This is a genomic window from Rubrivivax sp. A210, from assembly GCF_904426505.1.
GTDB lineage: Bacteria > Pseudomonadota > Gammaproteobacteria > Burkholderiales > Burkholderiaceae_C > Rubrivivax.
This window is the reverse complement of the sequence record NZ_CAJGBN010000010.1, coordinates 1-20,653: the sequence shown is the minus strand read 5'-3', so window position 1 is coordinate 20,653 and position 20,653 is coordinate 1. Positions and strand designations below refer to the sequence as shown.

Sequence of the window (20,653 nt, the reverse complement as noted above, 5' to 3'; positions counted from 1 at the left end):
GGACGGGGTCAGGACTTGGCGGCGCCGCCGTGGCGGTGCTGCATCATCTCGCGCCGCATGCTCATGCGGTCGGCCAGGGTCTTGCGCTGCTCGGGCGTGAGCACGCGACTCATGTCGATCATGGCCTGCGACATGCGCTTGCTGACCTGGTCATGGTGGGCCAGCATCTGCTGCCGATGGACTTCGACCGCGTTCGCGTCCACCGTGGGCTGGGTGAAGAGCGCCGCGCCCTGCTCGTGCAGCTTGGCGCCGGATTCGTGCAGCGCCTTCATGTCGGCCCGCAGGGCTTCGGCGATGGGCTTGAGCTGGGTGCGCTGCTCGGGCGTGGCCTTGACGGCGGCGAGCATGCGGTCCATGCCGCGGCCTTCGTGCATGGCGCCCATGCCGCCCATGCCGCCCATATGGCCCATGCCGCCGTGGCCGCCCATCATCTCGTGGCGCATGCCGCCGGCACCGGGGCCGTCCGGGCCGGCGGCGTTGGAGGTCTGCACCACACCGGCGGCAAGCGCCAGCGCCAGCGTGGCCAGCAGGGCACGCCCGGGCGTGGCAAGGTGCGCGAGACTGCGGGGGGTCGAATTCATCATGATGGATTCCTGGTTCCGGTTGCGATGCCTTGCATGGTGGGCGCCCGCTGTAGCGGCGCTGTGCGCGGCCTGTAAAGCTTTGTGTCGCCGCCAACGGCCGCCATTCAAGGTGCCGGCTCGACGCTCACCAGCCGCCGCTGCAGGTTGAAGGCCTTGTGGGCGCTGCGCAGGTCAAGCCGCAGCAACACGCCACTGGCGCTGTCGATGACGATGACGCCGTCGACGCGCGTCGATTCGTCACCCTGGCTCGCGTCCCCATAGAGCTCGACCACCACCACCTGGAAGCGGCGGCTGGCCACCGTCTGCGGGCCAGCCGCAACCACCTGGCCGCGCAGGCGGGCGCGCGCCAGCGGATCGCCGGCGACCAGCATGTCGCCGCCAGTGATCTGGCCCAGCGCCATCCCGGCGCGCAGCAGATGCGGCCACCACAGGGTGCCTGGAGGTGCCGCGACGACATTGCCGGCGAGGTCGTGGCGCAGCGGCTGGCTGGCACCGGCCTCGTACTCGATTTCGCCGCGGCGCAGCGCGCTCAGGCGCATTGCCACCTGCGTGGGGGGCTGGCGCGGCGTGCCGCGCTCTTCATAGACCAGGCGTTCGCCCGGCGCCACCGGCAGCGCCGCGGCACGCGCCGCCGGCAGCTCCGCGCCCGCCGGCGGGCAGGCCTTGTCACGCGCGACGCCGCGCAACGCCTCGTCGCGGCCCTTCAGGCGTGCCAGGTCGGCCGCTTCCAGCCCGTCGGGCCGCATCGCGATCAGCGCCGGCCAGAACACCATCACGCCCAGGCCCAGCGCGGCGATGTTGTTGCCGGCACGCTCATCCACGGCCCAGGCCAGTTCGGCCGCACGCTGTTGCACGCGATCAAGCTCGCCATCGATGCGCGGGCAATCCCAGGCGGCGAACTCGGCGGCACTGGCGGCCACGGGCTGAACCTGGGCGGAGCGCGTGGCGCAGGCGCCCAGCAAGCTGCCCAGCAACGCGGAAGCCAGGGCGGTGGCGAGGAGTGAAATCGGGCGCAACATGCGCTGCGGATTGTGCAGCCGCCGGCGCACCCGGGCGATGGGTTTCAGGCCGGCGGCGCCACCACCGCACCCTGGATGCCATGCCTCGCCAGCGCCGCGGCAACGAAGCCGCTGGCCTTGGCCTGCTCGACGAAGTCGCGCAGCAGCTGCGCCGCCGCCGCGCTGCGCGTGAGCGGCAGGCCCATGGCCTGCTCGATCAACATGAAGCGCCCGGGCAGCAGGCGCAGATCCGGCAGGCGCGCGGCGTCGGCCTGCAGCTGCTGCTTGACGCCGGCGGCAACATCGGCACCCTCGGCCAGAAAGCGCTCGACCACGGTGGGCGAGGTCGGCGCGTGCATCAGCCTGGCCTGGCGCAGCGTGCGCGCCAGATGGAGGTCGTAGGCGCTGCCGCGGCCGACCATGATGCGGGTGCCGGCACTGTCGACCTGGGCGTTGTCGGTGAACGGAGACGCCTGGCGCACGAGATAGGCGCCCTCGATCTGCACATAGGGCGCGGTGAAGCGTATGCCCTCGCCGCGCAGGGGGTCGACCGCGAAGAAGCCGACATCGGCCTCGCCGGACTTGACCAGGGCCACCGACTTGGCCGCGGCATCGACCACGCGCAGATCGGCCTCCAGGCCCAGGCGCTCGGCCAGTGCGCGGGCCAGGTCCACCGAGACGCCGACCACCGGCGCATCGGCCGCGGCGCGCTGGGCCAGGATGGGGTTGCCCAGGTTGATGCAGGCGCGCAGCCGGCCGGTGGGCGCCAGCGCCGCCACCAGATCGGGCGCAGCGCGCTTGCTGGCGCAGGCGCCCAGCAGCGCGGCCAAGCCCAGCCCCAGCAGATGGCGGCGATCAAGATCGGCAAGCGACATGGCGGCACACCCTGGCAAGCAGCCCATGCTGCGCGGCGCAGTGTAGGACAGGCCCTTGCTTGGCGCAGGGCAATCCCAATCGACCGGCGGCTGGCGCCTGCCGGTCCCGAGGCCGACTCGACGGCTGGAGCCCTCTGGCGCCGCCGCGGCCATCAGCTGCCACGCGGCCCCGGCCCGAGGCCGGCATTGAAGGCCAGCCCGGGCTCGGCCGTCAGCGTGCGCCCTTGGCCTTGCGGATCAGCGCATCGGCCACTTGCAGCGCGGCATCTTCACCGCCGGCGGTGCCGGGCGAGGTGACGAAGCGGCCCTGGATCACCAGGGACGGCACGCCGTCGACGCCATAGGCCTTGGAAACCTGGGTCGCCATGCGCGCCTTGGAGCTGACGGCGAAGCCCGACATCGCCTCGGACAGCTTGGCGCCGTCCAGACCGTTGGCGGCGGCAAAGGCGTTGATGGCCGCCGGCTGGTCCAGCGCCAGGCCCTGCAGCTGGACGGCGGCAAAGACTTTCTCGTGGATGCCCGAGGGTGCGCCCAGCGCTTCGAGCGCAAAAAACAGGCGCTGGGCCGATTCCTGCCCCGGGCGCCAGGCCACCGGCACGCGCTTGAAGACGACGTCGGCGGGCAGCTTCTTGACCCAGGCATCAAGCTTGGGCTCGAAGGCGCGGCAGTGCGGGCACCAGTAGCCGAAGAACTCGATGACCTCGACCTTGCCCGCCACCGACACCGGCTGCGGCTGCGACATCACGCTGAAATTGCGGCCCTCGACCGCGTCCACCGCGGCCAGCGCGGGGCGGCCCAGCAGCGGCAGCGCGGCCAGCGCGCCTGCCAGGTGGACCAGATTGCGACGTTTCATGACTTTCCTTTCGCCTGCGCCCGCGCACCCTGCAGCGCGGACAAGGCGCGCATCATGCCGGCTTTCCGGGCCGGGGACTTGCGCGAGGTCAGGCCGGCCACGGCCGACTCATCACCCGACAATAGGGGCGTGAGCACCCCCGACCCCGCCCCTGTGCCGCCGCCGCGCGTGCTCTCCGTCATCGCGCCGATGACGCAGTTGAACACGCCCTACCCGTCCACCGCCTACCTCACCGGCTTTCTGCGCTCGCGCGGCGTGGCCGCGGCGCAGGAAGACCTGGCGCTGGCGCTGGCGCTGGAACTGCTCTCGCGCGACGGGCTGCAGGCGTTGCACGACGCCATCGTCGCGGCACCGGACGCACCCAGCCGCAGCGAGCGCGCCGCCGCCTTCGTCGCGCGTTTCGACGCCTACGCATCCAGCATCGCCCCCACCATTGCCTTCCTGCAGGGGCGCGACGCGACGCTGGCGCACCGCATCTGCAGCCGCGCCTTTCTGCCCGAAGGGCCTCGCTTCGCGGCGCTGGAGGTGTATGTGGACGACGACGGCGGCGACCCCATGGCCTGGGCCTTCGGCTCGCTGGGCGTGCAGGACCGCGCCCGCCATCTGGCCACGCTCTACCTCAACGACATCGCCGACCTCATCCGCGAGGCCGCCGACCCGCGCTTCGAGTTCGTGCGCTATGCCGAGAGCCTGGCCCAGAGCCAGGCCCGCTTCGACGCCCTGGCCGCGGCGCTGGTGGCGCCGCCCACGCTGCTGGACCGCCTGCTGCAGCGCCTGGCCGCGGCCGCGATCGAACGCCACCGGCCCACCGTGCTGCTGGTCTCGGTGCCTTTCCCGGGTGCGGTCTACGGCGCTTTCCGCATCGCCCAGGCGGTGAAGGCGGCCGACCCGGCCATCGTCACCGTGCTGGGGGGCGGCTACGTCAACACCGAACTGCGCGAGCTGGCCGAGCCGCGCGTGTTCGATTTCTTCGACTACGTGACGCTGGACGCCGGCGAGCGCCCGCTGCTGGCCCTGCTCGAACACCTGCAAGGCCGGCGCTCGGCCAGCCGCCTGGTGCGCACTTTTCTGCGCCCGGCCGGCGGCGACGCCGTGCGCTACGTCAACTTCGTCGAGCCCGACATCCCTTTCAACGAGGTCGGCACGCCCACCTGGGACGGCCTGCCGCTGGACCGCTACCTCTCGCTGCTGGACATGCTCAACCCCATGCACCGGCTGTGGAGCGACGGGCGCTGGAACAAGCTCACCGTGGCCCACGGCTGCTACTGGAAGAAATGCAGCTTCTGCGACGTCGACCTGGACTACATCGGCCGCTACGACGTGGCCAGCGCCACGACCCTGGTTGATCGCATCGAGGCCGTGGTCGCCGAAACCGGCCAGAGCGGCTTCCACTTCGTCGACGAAGCGGCGCCGCCCAAGGCGCTCAAGGCGATGGCCGCCGAGTTGCAGCGGCGCCGCCTGGCCATCAGCTGGTGGGGCAATATCCGCTTCGAGAAGACCTTCTCGCCGGCGCTGTGCCGGCAGCTCGCCGACAGCGGCTGCATCGCCATCAGCGGCGGGCTGGAAGTGGCCTCCGACCGCCTGCTGGCGCTGATGAACAAGGGCGTCTCGGTTGACCAGGTGGCGCGCGTCACCAAGGGCTTTGCCGACGCCGGCGTGCTGGTCCACGCCTACCTGATGTACGGCTTCCCGACCCAGACGGTGCAGGACACGGTGGACGCGCTGGAACTGGTGCGCCAGCTCTTCGCCGCCGGCTGCATCCACAGCGGCTTCTGGCACCGCTTCGCCTGTACCGTGCATTCGCCGGTGGGCCAGCGGCCACAGGATTTCGGCGTCAGCCTGCTGCCGCTGCCACCGGGGGGCTTCGCCAAGAACGACGTCGGCTTCGTCGACCCCACCGGCGTCGACCACGACGCGCTCGGCGCCGGGCTCAAGAAGGCCATCTACAACTACATGCACGGCCTCGGGCTGGACGACGACGTGCGCGCCTGGTTCGACCAGCCCGTGCCCAAGGCGCGCGTGGCGCGGCGGCGCATAGAGCGCGCGCTGGAGGCCACGGGCTCGGCGGGCTGAGCGGCCTATATTTGGAAACCGCATCAGCTAAGACGCCATCATTCGTTGTCGGCATTTGCTCTGGCGCCGACACTCCGCCGTCGGGTATCCCGCCGCCACAGGCTTCCCCATGAACTTTCAGCAGTTGCGCGCCGTGCGCGAGACCGTGCGCCAGGGCTACAACCTGACGCTGGTGGCCGAGGCCTTGCACACCTCGCAGCCGGGCGTGAGCCGCCAGCTCAAGGAGCTGGAAGAGGAACTCGGCGTCGAACTCTTCGTGCGCGCCGGGCGCCGCCTGCTGGGCCTGACACCGCCCGGCCAGGCCGTGTTGCCCATCGTCGAGCGGCTGCTCCAGGAATCCGACAACCTGCGGCGTGCCGGCGCCGATTTCGCCCAGAGTGACCGCGGCCTGCTCACCGTGGCCGCCACCCACACCCAGGCGCGCTACGCCCTGCCCACCGCGGTGCGCGACTTCCGCGTCACCCATCCGCAGGTGACGCTGCACCTGCAGCAGGGATCGCCGCGGCAGATTGCGCAGTTGGTGCTGGACGGACACGCCGATCTCGGCGTCGCCACCGAGGCCCTGGCCGACTACCCCGATCTCGTCACCCTGCCCTGCTACCGCTGGACGCACGCGGTGGTGGTGCCGCGCGGCCATGCGCTGGCATTGGAGCAGGCCGACGGCCAGTCGCTGACGCTGCGTCGGCTGGCGCAGTTTCCGCTCATCACCTACGAGGCCGGCTACACCGGCCGCAGCCACATCGACGAGGCCTTCGGGCGCGAGGCCATCGCGGTCGACGTGGTGCTCTCAGCAATGGACGCCGACGTCATCAAGACCTATGTCGACCTGGGCATCGGCGTCGGCGTGATCGCCTCGGTGGCCTTCGACCCGGTGCGCGACGACCACCTCGTGGCGCTGGACGCCCGCCACCTCTTCGCCACCAACACCACGCGCATCGCGGTCAAGCGTGGCTCCTGGCTGCGCGGCTATGTCTTCGATTTCATCCGCACCTTCGTGCCCACGCTCACGCGCGAGAGCGTCGAGCAGGCGCTGTCCAGCGCGCCCGGCGAGAACTTCGAGATCTGAGCGCCACGGTATCCGAGCGATTCAGGCGGGAATTTGCTGCCGTGCAAGGCCGTACACAGCGGCAGCCCCCGCCGCGCCGCGGTTGCCGGGTGCGCTGCCTGGTCTGAAACCCCATCGGAGACACGAATGAAGCAATACACCCTCACCGCCACGGCCCTGCTCGCCGCCTTGCTTTGCGCCGGCGCGGCGCAGGCCGACGACCGCGTGCCCAGGATCGTCGCCTTCAGCGGCGCCATCGGCTCCCAGCCCTTCGCCAGCGTGGGCGGCGTCGCGGTGCCCAACGACGTGCTCGGCATCGCCCCCGGCGGCCGGCCCTGGGAACTGCTCAAGCTCAAGGCCAGCGTCGACGTGAACGGCATGCTGCAGCTGCGCGCCAAGGGCCTGCTGCTGGGCGGCGGCAACAACATCGGCCGCCCCGCCATCCCGCGCAATATGCAGGCCACGCTGTTCTGCAACGAGGGTGGTGTCAACAATGCGTGGAATTCGCCCGCCGGCGCGGTGGACGCCCAGGGCAACTTCTCCATCAGCGGCGCGCTCGTGCCGGTGGCCCCCAATCTCGCCCCGGTGCCGCCCAATCCCTGCAACCTGCCCATCCTGCTGATCCGCAACTCGGCCGCGCCCACCACCCCCGGCGGCCTGCCGGTGCCAGGCGCCTGGTTTGCGGCCGGCATCGTCGACGCCGGCGACGACTGACGGTCCGCCGGCCCGCTGCAGCCAGCCGGTGGCACCATCGTCGTGCCGGCAGTGGCCGGCACGACCTACATGCCGCCCCATCCGACCGCCACCGACCGCTCCACTGGGCACATTTCTGAGCGCATTGCCGAGCGCATCGTCACCGTCGGCGGCGGCACGGGCTCCTTTGCCATGCTCTCGGCGCTGAAGAAGCGCGCGGTGCGCCTCTCGGCGGTGGTGGCGATGACGGACTCCGGCGGCTCGTCGCGGCGCCTGATGGACGAGTTCGGCCGCCCCCTGCCGCTGGGGGACCTGCGCCAGGCCCTGGTTGCGCTGGCGGGTGCCAGTCAACTCTGGGGCGAACTCTTCGGCTACCGTTTCCCGGCCGCGCCCAACAGCGCGGTCGGCGGCCATGCGCTGGGCAATCTCATCCTGCACGCGCTGCAAGACTTGAACGGTGGCGACCTGCTGGGCGCGCTGGCCAGCGCCGAGCAGTTGCTGGGCGCCGCCGGCCGCGTGCTGCCGGTAACGCTGGCCCGCGCAACGCTGTGCGCCGAGCTGAGCGACGGCAGCCTTGTGCGCGGTGAGGCCGAGATCGACCAGCCCGGCGCTCGGCCCATTCTGCCGATACGCCGCGTCTTCCTCGACCCCGCCGTGACGGCTTTGCCCCAGGCCTGCGAGGCCCTGGCCGCGGCGGACAAAGTCTTGATGGGCCCGGGCGATCTCTACACCAGCGTCGTGCCCTGCCTGCTCGTCGACGGCATCGCCGCGGCCATCCGCGCCTGCCACGGCGAAGTGGTCTACGTCTGCAATGTGATGACCAAGCGCGGCGAGACCGACCACTATGGCGCGGCCGATTTCCTGCGCACCGTGCAACACCACCTTGGCCGCCGGGTCGACACCGTTGTCGTCAACACCGGCGCGCCTCAGGCCCAGGCGGCGGCGCGCTATGCCGCCCAAGGGGCTCACCCGGTGGCACCCGAGATCGAGAAGCTGCAAGGCCAGGTGGGCCGGGTCGTGGCCGATGCCTTCGTGCTGACCGAGTCGCTCGTGCGCCACGACGCCGACCGCGTGATCCGGGCCCTGTGGCCGACCCTGTCCAGCTGCGCCTGATCCAGCAAGCCTTCAGCCGAAGAGGTGCTTGAACACCAGCACCAGCGCGGGCGCCAGCAGCCACAACAGCAGCAGATGCAGCACCAGGGTCAGCGGCCTGGGTGGCCGGGCCAAGGCTGATGCCTGGGCCGCCGGATCGTCGGCCAGATCAAGGCTGCTGGCCCGTCCTGCGCTGTGCCGGGGCTCCATGGCGGCATGGTAAGGAGCCGCTCCAGGGCGTGAACGCCAGCCGGACCGGCCGTCCGCCGGGATGCGTGACGTAGTACCCGACGCCTTGATGTCTTACCTGGCCGGCATGCCGCGGCCCGCCCGCGCTTGGCCACGAGCGCCGTTGGCGCACCGGGCGCACGGACCGTGGCTGAACGGCGGACCAAGTACCGGCAATGCCTGCCGGGATCAAGAAGCAGCGGGCCTGAACAAGGTGGCGAAGAGCACGGCCGACTCGTCGTCGTCCTCTTCGTGGACATCGAGCCCGCGCGTCAATTCGAGCGTGGACATGGCCCAGCAGCGGTCGAGGTCATCGGGCAAGGCGTGCCGAGAGTGGCGTGCTTCGCCGGCGTCAATGAACTCGCCGAAAGGTGCGTCGGCACTCATGCGCCAGATGCGCTTCCTGACCGTGGCAAGCTGCTTGGAGTGAGGCATGGTGCGGCCCCCAGACTGTGCGCAGGGATGCGACCCAAGCCGCCTTGCCGCGCACCGGCGCATTGTTCGGCCAGAACTTCACGGCGCGTACCCCTAGCTTGACGGCGGGGGCGGGCGGGCCGTCGAATCCCCTCAAGTCTGGCGGTGGTCTGTCGAAACCAACGAGGCGAGTGCAGTCTCGCGCCGGATCGTTGCCTTGCGGCTGGCCGGGTGCATGAGAAGTGAGCACAACCCATGGCGACAGCCCCATTCCAACCACCGGCTCAGCCCACCGGCGGCGGCGCCTTGCACGTCGCCCTGGGTCTGCCTCTCTGGAGCCCGGGGCGGCGCCTGTTACAGCGGGTCGGCTTCCTTTGGCAGTCCATGCTCGTCTCGGCGGTCGTGGTGCTGCCTTTGCTGGCGCTGATGGTCTGGCAGTTCTGGAACCAGGGCGAGCAGGCCCTGCAGTCCCGCCGCGACGCCACGCGCAATCTCGTCGAGGTGGTCCACAGCGTACTGGCCGGCGTGCAGGCCCAGGAGGCCGCCGGCAGCCTGACGCGCGACCAGGCCCAGGCGCTGGCGCTGCGCACGGTAAAGGCGTTGCGCTACGACGGCCAGGAGTACTTCTGGATCAACGATCTGCAGCCCCGCATGGTGATGCACCCGATGAAGCCGGAACTCGACGGCACCGATCTGGCCGAGTTCAAGGACCCCAACGGCAAGCGCATCTTCGCCAGCATGGTCGAGCAGGTGCGCCGACAGGGCCAAGGCTATGTCGACTACCAGTGGCCGCGCCCAGGCAGCGCGCAGCCGGTGGACAAGGTTTCCTACGTCATGGCCTTCGAGCCCTGGGGCTGGGTGGTGGGTTCGGGGGTCTATGTCGATCACCTCCAGGCGGCCTTCTGGCGCCAGCATTCCTGGCAACTTGCGGTGGTGGTGGCGGCCATCGCCCTGACCTTCACGGTGGGCGGCTACGGCTTCGTGTGCTTCGAGCTCAATCTGGCTCTGGGCCTGGCCGACGCGCGGCGGCACCTGCGTGCCCTGGCCGAAGGCGACCTCACGACCCGCTCCACGCCCCGGGGCCATGATGAAGCCGCGGAACTGCTGCGCGACATGGGCCGCATGCAGGCCGCGCTGCGCGGCATGGTGCAGAAGGTACGCACCGTAAGCGTGGGCCTGGTCCAGTCCAGCGGCGAGATCGCCAGCGGCGCCCAGGACTTGTCAGCACGCACCGAGCGCGCCGCGGCCAACCTGCAGGAAACCGCCGCGGCCATGGAGGAAATGTCGTCCTCCTCGGGATTGACGGCCAAGCGCGTGGCCGATGCCGCGGCCAAGGCGCGCGAAAACGCCGGCGCCGCCAGCGCCGGTGGCCGGGTGATGGGCGAGGTCGAGCGCACGATGGATTCGGTGCGTGACTCGTCGGCGCGCATTTCCGAAATCATCGGCACCGTCAACGACATCGCCTTCCAGACCAATATCCTGGCGCTGAACGCCGCCGTCGAGGCCGCCCGCGCCGGCGAGCAGGGCCGCGGCTTCGCCGTGGTCGCCACCGAGGTGCGCAGCCTGGCCCAGCGCTCGGCCCTGGCCGCACGCGAGATCAAGTCGCTCGTCGGCGGCAGCGTCGAGCGGGTCGAGGCCGGGGTCGGCATCGTGCGCCAGGCCGGCACCATCGTCGGCGGCATCGTGGCTTCGTCGAAGGCGGTCGACGAGTTGCTGACCGGCGTGGCCGGCGCCGAGGCTCAGCAGGACATCGGCATCCACCAGATCGGCAAGGCCGTACACGATCTCGACGAGTTGACCCAGCAGAACGCCGCGCTGGTGGAGCAGACCGCCGCCGCCGCCAAGGCCTTGCACGACCAGGCCAACGAGCTCGGGGTCGAGGTGTCCAGGTTCCGCCTCGACGCCATCCAGCCTGCCTGAGTAAAGCCTTGATACGCAGCCACTATCGCCGTTACTTTCCGCGAACAGACCACGCCTCCTTCCGCATAGTCGACAGGCAGTCCCGCGGGGCCGCCGCCGCCGGCTGCGTCCCCTCCATACCCTCCCCCGTTCATCAGCAGCACCATGAACAACAAGACGCGCCACCCGCTAGTCAACACCCTCGCCCTGGCCAGCCTCGCCCTGCTGCTCCAGGCCTGCACCACGCCCCCGGTGCAGCCCCTGGGCGCCGACGAGCACAAGCAGCAGTTGCAGGCCGACCAGGCCGCGCTGCGCCAGGGCGTGCCTGCCATCGGCAACACGCTGGGCCTGGACGAGGCCATCGCACGCGCGCTGAAGTTCAACCTCGACCGCCGCGCTCGGCAAATGGAGGAGGCGCTGGCGCTGCGGCAGTACGACGAAGTCGGCTATGACCGCCTGCCGCGCCTGATGGCCGCCGCCGGCTACACCACGCGCGACAGCGACCGCATTGCGCGCAGCACCGACTCCATCACCGGCCAGCCCTCGCTGGCCAACCCCTCCATCGCCCAGGACCGGACGCATCTGCTGACTTCGCTGACGCTGAGCTGGAGCCTCCTCGACTACGGCCTGGCCAGCTACAACGTGGAGCAGGCCGGCAGCCGGCTGCAGGCCGCCGCCGAGCGCCGCCGCAAGGCCACCCATCTGCTGGTCCAGGAAGTGCGCGTGGCCTACTGGCGTGCCGCCAGTGCGCAAAAGCTGCGCGGCGAGGTGCGCGCCACCCTGGGCCTGGCCGACGAGGCCCTGGCCGATTCGCGCAAGGCCGAGGAAGAACGCCTGCGCTCGCCGCTGGACACGCTGCGCTACCAGCGCCAGCTCACCGAGAACATCCGTCTGCTCGAATCCATCGAGCAGGAACTGGCCACCGCCCGCTTCGAGTTGGCCGTGCTCGTCAACGCGCCGGTGGTGCAGAACATCGCCCTCGTGGCCGACGAGTTGCCCGGCGCCAAGGATCCGCTGGCGGTGCCGGCCGCGGCCATGGAAGAGCAGGCCCTGGCCCAGAACGCCGACCTGCGCGAGCACCTGCAGCTGCGCCGCATCGCCGCCATCGAGGCGCGCAAGGTGGTGGCGCGCGCCTACCCCAACCTCACGTTCAGCGTCGGCCAGCTGCACGACACCGACAACTACCTCGTCAATTCCAGCTGGGGCGAGGCCGGCGTCACGCTGAGCATGAACCTGCTCAACCTGCTGGCACTGCCGGCGCAGAAGCGCAGCGCCGAGGCCGCCATTGCGGTGGCCGACCAGCGTCGCCTCGCGGCCCACGCGGCCCTGGTGGCCCAGGTACACATCGCACGCGAGCAGCTGGCCGGCTCGCGCCGCCAGTTCGACCGTGCCGACCAGCTCTGGCAGCTCGACGACCGCATCCTGCAGCAGACGCTCAAGCGCGAAGAGGCGCGGGCCGGCAGCAAGCTCGACCGCGTTGCCGCCCAGACCACGGCCATCATCAGCCAGCTGCGCCGCTTCCAGGCCCTGGCGCAATGGCATGCCGCCGTCAGCCGCCTGCAGGGCACGCTGGGCGTGGACCCGCTGCCGGAGAGTGCCGACGACCTCAGCCTGGAGCAACTGCGCGCCCAGGTGCGGCAACGCCTGCTCGAGCTTTGAGCGGGGCCGCGATGTTTGCGCGCTCCGCCTGGCGGCAGTTGGTCAATCGCGTCGTCACCCTTGCCGCCCTCGCTGCCCTGCTTTCCGCAGGCAACGCAGCGGCGCAGTCACTCGTACCCTCGGCCGCCGGTACCGCTGCACCCATGGCCACGCCGGCGCCCGAGCTGCGCGCCCAGCTCACGCCGCGCCGCTACACCACGCTGGCGGCCGAGATCGGCGCCCGTGTTCAGACCCTGGGCGTACACGAAGGCGGCAGCATGCAGGCCGGCCAGACCCTGGTGGTCTTCGACTGCAGCCTGCAGCAAGCCCAGCTCGAACGCGCCCAGGCCACGCTGGGCGCGGCCGAGAAGCAGCTCGCCACCCAGCGCCGGCTGACCGAGCTGAACGCCACCGGCCGCCAGGAGCTGGACCAGGCCGAGGCCGAGGTCGCCAAGACCACGGCCGAGCTCAACCAGATCCGCGTCATGCTGGGCAAATGCAGCATCGCCGCGCCCTTTGCCGGCCGCGTTGCCGAGCAGAAGGTGCGCGAACAGCAGTACGTGCAGCCGGGCCAGACGCTGCTGGAAGTCATCGACGACAGCGTGCTCGAGGTCGAGTTCATCATGCCTTCGCGCTGGATGGCCCAGGTGCGCGCCGGCAGCGCAGTGCGCATCGCCGTCGACGAAACCGGGCGCGAGTACGGCGCCCGCGTGCTGCGCCTGGGCGCCCGCGTCGACCCGGTGAGCCAGTCCATCAAGGTGGTGGCCGCCATCAATGGCCGCCCCTCCGAGTTGATGGCCGGCATGAGCGGCCGCGTGATCGTGCAGCGCAGCAGCGCGCCCTGAGCCAACCGCCCCCTTTTTCCTGTACCCCCCAAATCCCGACGCCGGCGCGGCCGGCACCTGCGAGGCCCCAGATGTCCACCCCCCGCCGCCCGCTCCTGACCCGCCGCCCCGCCCTGCGCATCCAGGCGCTCGAAGCGCGGCTGATGTTCGATGCCGCTGCGGGGGTCGACCTGGCGCACGCGGCCGATGCCGCCGTGGCGCTGCCACGCGAAGCCACGGTGGCACCGGCGCCGCTGGTGACCGAAGCCGCGCCCGCAACCGAAGCCCGCGGCACCGAGCCTTGGCTGTTGCCCCAGGCGGCGCAAGACCCGGCCACGCCGCTGGCGAATGCGCGTGCGCTGGCCGAGGCCCGGCTGGACGCCTTCCTGCAGCAGCCGGGTGCCCAGGGCCAGCTGTTCGCGCTCTTCAACGGCGGCCAGGCGGCGCCCACGCCGGCCTGGCAGGCCGCCGCCGATGCGCTGGCGGCCACGCTGCGCAGCCCCGCAGGTGGCCTGCAGATCGAAGCCAGAAGCGCCACCGAGCTGCAAGGCGCGCTGGGTGCCTTCAGCGCCAGCGGCACCAATGGCAGGCCCACGATCTACATCAATGCCGACTACGCCGCCCAAGCCTCGCCGGCGGCCATCGAAGCCGTGCTGCTCGAGGAAGTGGGACACGCCATCGACCACGCGCTCAACGGCCCGGCCGACAGCGCGGGCGACGAGGGCCACGCCTTCGCCTCGCTGTTGCTGCACGGCGACGCCAACCTGGCCTCGCAGCTGGCCGAGGCCGACCAGCGCATGCTGCAACTCGACGGCCGGGACGTGGCGGTGGAAGTGGCCGGCCCCTACAACGTGGCCCAGATCTCCTTCGTGCCGCTGCCCGAGCCCGATGTGCAGACCGCGCTCAAGGCCGTGGCCGGCGCCACCGCGGTCTCGGGCAACATCCAGACGGTCATCGCCATCAGCGCCACCGGCAACGACACCATCGTCGTCTACGACCAGTGGGAAGACGGCTACGAGGCCGACATCCGCAACCCCACCAACATCTGGTCGGCCGGCAACCTGGGCGGCACCCAGATCTGGGGCGACGGCAACGCCGCCAACGGCGTCGCGCCCGGCACCGCCGACGACCTCATCCGCGCCGGCCAGACCCTGCTGCTGACCAATGCCGTGAACCCGGCCACGCCGCTGACGGTGGACTACGACGGCCGCGACAAGATCGGCTCGACCCAGGCCGTGGCGGTGACACGCGCCGGCTGGTCCACCACACCCGGCACGGTGCTGGCGGGTGCGGTGGCGGTGGTGGACACCGGCAACGCCGGCAAGGTCTACACCCTGCCCATCGGCCAGAACGTCGACACCGCGGCCACCGGCACCAACCGGATGTTCGAGTACACCTCGGCCCACATCATCGCCACCGTCGACGGCACCACGGTGACCATCGACAAGGAAGGCGACGGCACGATCGACGCTACCGTCACGCTCAACGAGGGCCAGACCACCATGGTCAACGGCGGCCTGCTCGCCGGCGGCCGCATCAGTGCCGACAAGGGCATCGGCGTCTACCTCATCGCCGGCGACGTGGGCGCGGCCTACGAGAACCGCTGGTTCGCGCTCACCGCCGACGAGCAATGGGCCAGCAGCTACTACGCGCCGGTGGGCACGACGCTGGCCGCCGACCCCGCCACCGTGGTGCTCTACAACCCCGGTGCCAGCGCCATCACCGTCTACTACGACACCGCCACCACCACCGGCCAAAGCCTCGTGGTCGGTGCCAGGTCCACCAACTACGTGACGATGCCGGGCTCGGCGGCGCACTTCTACACGCGCGCCGCCGATGCGCTGAGCGCGGCGCCCAAGTTCTACGCCGTCAGCACCATCGACTCCGACGCCACCAGCAACGCCACCCACGACTGGAGCTATTCGCTGGTGCCCGAAACCTATCTGACGACCAAGTTCGTCGTCGGCTGGGGGCCGGGCTACGACTTCAACCAGGCCGCCGGCAACAACGGCAGCCCGGTGTGGGTGACGGCCACCGCCGACACCACGCTCTACATCGACAGCACCACGGTGACGGTGAAAGACTCCAAGGGCGTCACCCTCACCGGCAGCGCCTTCGACGCCGACACCACCGAGTACGACATCTCGGCGCTCGAGTCCTACCGGCTGTTCGACAGCGACAAGAACCAGAGCGGCCTCACCGTCTACACACTGGACGGCACGCTGATCACCGGCGCCTGGGGCGAAGACCCTTCCATCGCCGGCGCCGGCAACCCCTACCTGGATATGGGCACGACCGTGCTGCCCTTCCCCGACTACGTCTTCACCAAGGGCTCGAGCGAGGCCTCGACCGTGAAGTTCGGCGCCGGCGTCAGCGACAACGACAGCTCGGTCGAGTTGAGCGAGCAGATCGAATACACCCTCACGCTGACCAACCGCGCGGTCATCGATCTCTTCAACATCAACATCAAGGACGCCATCAGCCCGGCCGACGCCGCCACCTACGTGGCCGGCAGCACCCACATCAAGATCGTGCGTGCCGACGGCACCGTGCTGTCCGACACCACCCTGGCCGACGACGCCACCGGCACCAGCCCCTTCCCGCTGGCGCGTGCCGACGGCGGCTACACGCTGGCCGACATCGACCCCTCCACCCTGGCGGTGGACGGCCTCAAGCGCGGTGACCAGGTCGTCATCAGCTACCGCGTGCAGGTGCGCAGCGACGTCAACGCCGCGCTGGCCAATGCCGGCTTCACCATCACCAACGACGCCCAGATGACGGGCGACCCGGCCGGCACCGGCACCACCATCACGCCCAAGACCTCGACCGCAGACGTCAGCATCAGCGTCAACGGCACCGCCGACGGCCAGGTCTTCCTGAAGGATGCGGCCTTCACTGCGGCCACCGCCACCTTCCAGGAAGGCGCAACACTGGGTGTGCAGGTCGACGATGCCGACGCCAACCTCACGGCCGGCACCGACACGCTGACGGTGCGCGTCACCAACAGCACCACCGGCGAGACCGAAGATCTGACGCTCAGCGAGACCAGCCCCGGCGTCTTCCGCGCCACCTTGGCCACCTCGGCCAGCGCCGGCGCCGGCAACAACAACGGCACTCTGCTGATGCGCACCGGCGACAGCATCCAGGTCGACTACACCGACCCGGTCTACGGCGCCGCCTTCGACAACCCCACCCGCCCGGGCGTGGCGGGCGACGCCGACAACAACACCGCCACCGGCAACGCCAACACGGCCCATGCCGGCATCCCGGCGCCGAGTTCGACCAAGATCCTCTACCTCTCGGACGACAGCGCCGGCAATCTCGACCGCATGCGCCCGGCCGACGGCGACGGCAGCGCCGCCACCACGGCGCTGATCGGCGCCTCGTCGGGCGCGGTGGCGGTGACCATCAGCGACAGCTTCCCGACCATCGCCTACACCGGCGGCAGCAACTGGGTGGGCAACTGGACCGAGATCGGCGACGACAACAACATCACCAATGGCGGCATCCGCGTGGCCGCCACCGGCGGCGACAACGCCCTCTACCTGCGCGGTGTCAACGGGGGCGCCGTGTCACGCGGCTTCACAGCCCTGCCGGCCTCCTCCACGCTGACCTTCCAGATCAAGGACGGCTCCACCACCGCCAGCCGCAACTACGAGAACACCGACGCGGTGGAAGTCTTCCAGCAGCTTGGCGGCAACTGGGTCTCGGTGGGCTCGGTGGCCGGCAGCAGCATCGCCGCCACCTATGGCACGCAGAGCTTCACGCTCTCGGCCGGTGCCACCGGCATCAAGTTTGCGCTGAACATCAATGACGGCAGCAGCGACCGTGCCTACATCGACAACATCCAGATCGTCTCGGGCTACGTCAACGTCGCCAGCAGCAGCGGCGCGGTCGACTTCCCCGTCGGCAACGGCGCCTCGGCCGGCCAGACCTTCAGCTTTGCCGGATCGCCGGCCACGGCGGACGCCATCACCGTCGACACGCTGACGCTGAGCCTCAAGAAGACCGGCAGCACCGCGGCCACCGCCACGGTGAGCATACGCAGCGCCTGGGATGGCACCGCGCTGTGGACCGGCACGGTCAGCACCAGCCAGCTCGGCACCGGCTACCAGGACATCGCCCTGGCCGTCACCGGCCTGACCCTGGACAAGAATTCCAGCTACCTCATCCGTGTCGACGCCAACAACAGCGGCATCGTCTGGCAGGGCAGTTCCACCGACGCCTTTGCCGGTGGCAACCGCCTCACCGGCAGCGGCGCCACAGCCGCCGGCGACCTTCGCTTCGGCATCGCCGCACGCGAATCGCAGCTGTCCTCGGTGAGCTTCACCCAGGGCCTGAGCATGGCCAGCGACTTCGTGATGCCCACGGGCGGTGTGATCAAGGTCGTCAGCCACGTCAGCGGCGAGACCAACCTCACCGGCGCCAGCATCAATGCCACGCTCAAGGTGGGCGCCAGCACCATCGCCAGTTCCAGCACGCCGGTCTATTCGCTGGCCGACCACACGCTGACCTGGACCTTCGCCCCGCTGGCCGGTGCCCGCACCATCGCAGCCGGCCAGGCCCTGCAACTGCAGGTGACCAACAATGCCGCCGGCCAGACCTTCCGCATCGCCTACGACAGTGCCAACACGCGCTCGCGCATCGAGCTGCCCACCACCACCGTCATCAACCTGGTCGACGCCGATGCGGTGACCGCTGGCGTGCAGGAGGTGGCCTTCTTCGACAAGTCCTTCGCCAACGGCGGCACCCCACTTGCAGGCGGCTTCGTCGACGCCGGCGGCGTGGTCTATGTGCGCGTCAAGGTGGCCGACCCCTTCGGCGACTACGACGTCTCGGGCGTCACGCTGGCCATCGACGGCCCCGGCGCCCTGGGTGACCTGGCCCTCGATCTGGATGACGCCGCGGTCATCGACGCGGGCGCCGACGGGCGCGGCTACAAGACCTACGAATACGCCTGGCAGACGGTCTACAACGTCGGCGCCTACACCGTGGGTGTCACGGCCCATGAGGGCCTGGAGATCGGCGCACAGGCCATCAGCGACAGTGCCAGTGCCGCCATCCTGGTTACCGAGACCGACCTCGGCACGCCGTCCAATGCGCGCTTCCTGACCCAGCTCACGGCCAGCGGCGGCGGCGACGCCGGCGCCCTCTACGCCAGCGGCGCACGCGCCTACCTGCGCATCACCGACCTCGACAACTCCGGGCGCGGCAGCATCACCGCCGCGGTCAACGGCTACACCGTGACCCTGACCGAGACCGCCACCGACGGACTCTTCGAGTCCGACCTGGGCGACGCCGCCACACATGCCGGCGACCTGGCCACGCGAAATGCCGCCGCAGCCTACTTCACGGCCATGCCAGCCGCGCGGACCTTGGTTGCCAGCTACCAAGACTGGAACGACGCCAGCGACACCAGCACGGCCTCCATCACCGTCAACTCGCCCCCGGTGGCGGCCGCCAACCCACGCTCCATCGGCATGGACAAGCAGGCCACCGGCAATGCCATCAGCGACGACGGCAATGGCGCCTCAGCGGGCGGCGTGGACAGCGATGTCGACGGCCAGACCCTCACCATGACGGCCGTCAACGGCCTGGCCGGCAACATCGGCGACACCATCACGCTGGCCTCGGGCGCGCGCCTGCTCGCACGCAGCGACGGCAGCTACCTCTACGACCCGACCAGCCTGACGGTGAAGCCAACCGCGGGCACGCCCACCGTCACCGACAGCTTCACCTACACCATTGCCGACGGCAACGGCGGCAGCAGCACGGCCACGGTGACGATGACGGTGAACTATGTGAACCCCATCGTCATCGACAACCAGGCGAGTACCGACGGCGCGGTGGTCGAGTTCGACGTGAGCGACAAGTTTGCCGACATGAACGCGACGCTGTCCTTCGCGGCCAGCGGCCTGCCCTCGGGCCTGGCCATCGACGCCAGCACCGGCATCATCAGCGGCACCCTTTTGCGCAACGCCAGCGCCACCCCCAGCTACACCGTGCAGGTCACCGCCAGCGACGTCGACGGCGTCGTGGCCAACGTGACGCGCAGCTTCACCTGGGCGGTCAGCAATGTCGCCCCGGTGGCCGGCAACGACAGCTACACCACGGCCGAAGACACACTGCTCAGTGCGAACCTGCTGAGCAACGACAACGACGGCGCGCCCGACAGCGACACGCTGCTGATGAGCAGCCTGAACGGCACGGCCTGGGCCAGCCTGACCGGCGGCAGCGACGCCGGCCACCTGGCCGCCAATGGCTGGAAGCAACTGGTCCTGAGCCACGGCACGCTCTACGCGAAGCAGGATGGCAGCATCGACTACCGGCCGCTCGCCAACGACACGGCGGGCGACAGCTTCGGCTACGTGATCAGCGACGGCAATGGCGGCACATCCACGGCGACAGCCACCATCGCGGTGACCGCTGTCAACGACGCGCCGACGACTACGGCCGTGGCACTGGCAGCCATCGCCGAGGACAGCGGTGGCCGGGTCATCACCCAGGCCCAACTTCTGGGCAATGCCAACGACATCGACGGCGACACGCTCGTCGCGAGCAATCTGGCCATCACCGTCGGCAATGGCGCCCTGGTCAACAACGGCAACGGCACCTGGACCTACACGCCCTCAGCCAACGACGACGCTTCGGTGAGTTTCAGCTACACCATCACCGACAACGGCACGACCAATGGCGGCGCCGATCCCAAGTCGGTCTCAGGCACTGCGACGCTCGACATCACGCCCGTCAACGATGCACCGACGACTTCCGCTGTGACCCTGGCAGCCATCGCCGAGGACAGCGGTGGCCGCCTCATCACCCAGGCCCAGCTGCTGGGCAATGCCGGCGACATCGAGGGCGATGCGCTGGTTGCCAGCAACCTGGCCATCACGGCCGGCAATGGCGCCCTGGTCAACAACGGCAACGGCACCTGGACCTACACCCCTGCCGCCAACGACGACGCTTCGGTGAGCTTCAGCTACACCATCACCGACAACGGCACGACCAATGGCGGCGCCGATCCGAAGTCGGTCTCAGGCACTGCGACGCTCGACATCACGCCCGTCAACGATGCACCGACGACTTCCGCTGTGACGCTGGCCGCCATCGCCGAGGACAGCGGTGGCCGCGTCATCACCCAGGCCCAGTTGCTGGGCAATGCCGTCGACATCGAAGGCAATGGGCTGGTTGCGAGCAACCTGGCCATCACTGGCGGCAATGGCAGCCTCGTCGACAACGGCAACGGCACCTGGACCTACACGCCCGCCGCCAATGACGACGCTTCGGTGAGCTTCAGCTACACCATCACTGACAACGGCACGACCAATGGCGGCGCCGATCCCAAGTCGGTCTCAGGCACTGCGACGCTCGACATCACGCCCGTCAACGATGCACCGACGACTTCCGCTGTGACCCTGGCAGCCATCGCCGAGGACA

At 70.1% G+C, this 20,653-nt stretch carries 14 protein-coding genes; 8 read left to right on the top strand and 6 right to left on the bottom strand.

The features are described 5' to 3' along the window. Nucleotides 1-8: 8 nt before the first annotated feature. The 4 genes from JMV16_RS07925 to JMV16_RS07910 form a co-directional block, all read right to left on the bottom strand. Nucleotides 9-581 carry a Spy/CpxP family protein refolding chaperone gene (locus JMV16_RS07925; RefSeq protein ID WP_201493712.1) on the bottom strand — a complete coding sequence of 191 codons (573 nt, stop codon included), beginning with the start codon at nucleotides 579-581 and terminating at the stop codon, nucleotides 9-11. Nucleotides 582-688: 107 nt separating this feature from the next. Beyond that, nucleotides 689-1,603, bottom strand: coding sequence for a hypothetical protein (locus tag JMV16_RS07920; protein WP_201493711.1), 915 nt, complete (start codon nucleotides 1,601-1,603; stop codon nucleotides 689-691). A gap of 44 nt (nucleotides 1,604-1,647) precedes the next feature. Beyond that, the gene (locus JMV16_RS07915) at nucleotides 1,648-2,457 is read right to left on the bottom strand and encodes a transporter substrate-binding domain-containing protein (RefSeq protein WP_201493710.1); all 810 of its coding nucleotides are present in this window, start codon (nucleotides 2,455-2,457) and stop codon (nucleotides 1,648-1,650) included. Nucleotides 2,458-2,668: 211 nt separating this feature from the next. Beyond that, nucleotides 2,669-3,310, bottom strand: coding sequence for a thiol:disulfide interchange protein DsbA/DsbL (locus JMV16_RS07910; RefSeq protein ID WP_201493709.1), 642 nt, complete (start codon nucleotides 3,308-3,310; stop codon nucleotides 2,669-2,671). 189 nt (nucleotides 3,311-3,499) lie between these two features. Here JMV16_RS07910 and JMV16_RS07905 point away from each other — a divergent pair, with 189 nt between their 5' ends. The 4 genes from JMV16_RS07905 (at nucleotide 3,500) to JMV16_RS07890 (ending at nucleotide 8,234) form a co-directional block, all read left to right on the top strand. After that, nucleotides 3,500-5,383 (top strand): B12-binding domain-containing radical SAM protein, encoded by a 1,884-nt coding sequence (locus JMV16_RS07905; RefSeq protein ID WP_201493761.1) that lies wholly within the window; start codon nucleotides 3,500-3,502, stop codon nucleotides 5,381-5,383. A 109-nt stretch (nucleotides 5,384-5,492) separates the two neighbouring features. Continuing rightward, nucleotides 5,493-6,449, top strand: a complete 957-nt coding sequence (locus tag JMV16_RS07900; protein ID WP_201493708.1) for a CysB family HTH-type transcriptional regulator — start codon at nucleotides 5,493-5,495, stop codon at nucleotides 6,447-6,449. Between the two features lie 126 nt (nucleotides 6,450-6,575). Next, on the top strand, nucleotides 6,576-7,142 hold the full coding sequence (locus tag JMV16_RS07895; RefSeq protein WP_201493707.1) for a hypothetical protein: 567 nt from the start codon (nucleotides 6,576-6,578) through the stop codon (nucleotides 7,140-7,142). Nucleotides 7,143-7,211: 69 nt separating this feature from the next. After that, a complete protein-coding gene (locus tag JMV16_RS07890; RefSeq protein ID WP_201493706.1) occupies nucleotides 7,212-8,234 on the top strand; it encodes a uridine diphosphate-N-acetylglucosamine-binding protein YvcK in 1,023 nt (340 codons plus the stop codon). Nucleotides 8,235-8,246: 12 nt separating this feature from the next. Here JMV16_RS07890 and JMV16_RS07885 read toward each other — a convergent pair whose 3' ends face one another. Continuing rightward, complete coding sequence (locus tag JMV16_RS07885) at nucleotides 8,247-8,423, bottom strand: hypothetical protein (RefSeq protein WP_201493705.1); 177 nt, start codon at nucleotides 8,421-8,423, stop codon at nucleotides 8,247-8,249. Between the two features lie 207 nt (nucleotides 8,424-8,630). Next, nucleotides 8,631-8,876 carry a hypothetical protein gene (locus tag JMV16_RS07880; RefSeq protein ID WP_201493704.1) on the bottom strand — a complete coding sequence of 82 codons (246 nt, stop codon included), beginning with the start codon at nucleotides 8,874-8,876 and terminating at the stop codon, nucleotides 8,631-8,633. A 363-nt stretch (nucleotides 8,877-9,239) separates the two neighbouring features. Here JMV16_RS07880 and JMV16_RS07875 point away from each other — a divergent pair, with 363 nt between their 5' ends. From JMV16_RS07875 to JMV16_RS07860, 4 genes are all read left to right on the top strand, one after another. Beyond that, a complete protein-coding gene (locus tag JMV16_RS07875; protein ID WP_201493703.1) occupies nucleotides 9,240-10,775 on the top strand; it encodes a methyl-accepting chemotaxis protein in 1,536 nt (511 codons plus the stop codon). A 144-nt stretch (nucleotides 10,776-10,919) separates the two neighbouring features. Then, complete coding sequence (locus tag JMV16_RS07870; protein ID WP_201493702.1) at nucleotides 10,920-12,413, top strand: TolC family protein; 1,494 nt, start codon at nucleotides 10,920-10,922, stop codon at nucleotides 12,411-12,413. 143 nt (nucleotides 12,414-12,556) lie between these two features. Continuing rightward, nucleotides 12,557-13,237 carry an efflux RND transporter periplasmic adaptor subunit gene (locus tag JMV16_RS07865; protein WP_236580407.1) on the top strand — a complete coding sequence of 227 codons (681 nt, stop codon included), beginning with the start codon at nucleotides 12,557-12,559 and terminating at the stop codon, nucleotides 13,235-13,237. Between the two features lie 71 nt (nucleotides 13,238-13,308). Next, nucleotides 13,309-20,653 (top strand): beta strand repeat-containing protein (locus JMV16_RS07860; RefSeq protein ID WP_201493700.1); only part of this gene is annotated, 7,345 nt, incomplete at its 3' end.

What these genes read in the sequence shown, in the direction of transcription:
- JMV16_RS07865 (WP_236580407.1), top strand. Translation starts at nt 12,557, where the DNA reads ATGGCCACGCCGGCGCCCGAGCTGCGCGCCCAGCTCACGCCGCGCCGC.
- JMV16_RS07870 (WP_201493702.1), top strand. Translation starts at nt 10,920, where the DNA reads ATGAACAACAAGACGCGCCACCCGCTAGTCAACACCCTCGCCCTGGCC.
- JMV16_RS07895 (WP_201493707.1), top strand. Translation starts at nt 6,576, where the DNA reads ATGAAGCAATACACCCTCACCGCCACGGCCCTGCTCGCCGCCTTGCTT.
- JMV16_RS07875 (WP_201493703.1), top strand. Translation starts at nt 9,240, where the DNA reads ATGCTCGTCTCGGCGGTCGTGGTGCTGCCTTTGCTGGCGCTGATGGTC.
- JMV16_RS07920 (WP_201493711.1), bottom strand. Translation starts at nt 1,603, where the DNA reads ATGTTGCGCCCGATTTCACTCCTCGCCACCGCCCTGGCTTCCGCGTTG.
- JMV16_RS07885 (WP_201493705.1), bottom strand. Translation starts at nt 8,423, where the DNA reads ATGGAGCCCCGGCACAGCGCAGGACGGGCCAGCAGCCTTGATCTGGCC.
- JMV16_RS07915 (WP_201493710.1), bottom strand. Translation starts at nt 2,457, where the DNA reads ATGTCGCTTGCCGATCTTGATCGCCGCCATCTGCTGGGGCTGGGCTTG.
- JMV16_RS07890 (WP_201493706.1), top strand. Translation starts at nt 7,212, where the DNA reads ATGCCGCCCCATCCGACCGCCACCGACCGCTCCACTGGGCACATTTCT.
- JMV16_RS07910 (WP_201493709.1), bottom strand. Translation starts at nt 3,310, where the DNA reads ATGAAACGTCGCAATCTGGTCCACCTGGCAGGCGCGCTGGCCGCGCTG.
- JMV16_RS07905 (WP_201493761.1), top strand. Translation starts at nt 3,500, where the DNA reads ATGACGCAGTTGAACACGCCCTACCCGTCCACCGCCTACCTCACCGGC.
- JMV16_RS07900 (WP_201493708.1), top strand. Translation starts at nt 5,493, where the DNA reads ATGAACTTTCAGCAGTTGCGCGCCGTGCGCGAGACCGTGCGCCAGGGC.
- JMV16_RS07880 (WP_201493704.1), bottom strand. Translation starts at nt 8,876, where the DNA reads ATGCCTCACTCCAAGCAGCTTGCCACGGTCAGGAAGCGCATCTGGCGC.
- JMV16_RS07925 (WP_201493712.1), bottom strand. Translation starts at nt 581, where the DNA reads ATGAATTCGACCCCCCGCAGTCTCGCGCACCTTGCCACGCCCGGGCGT.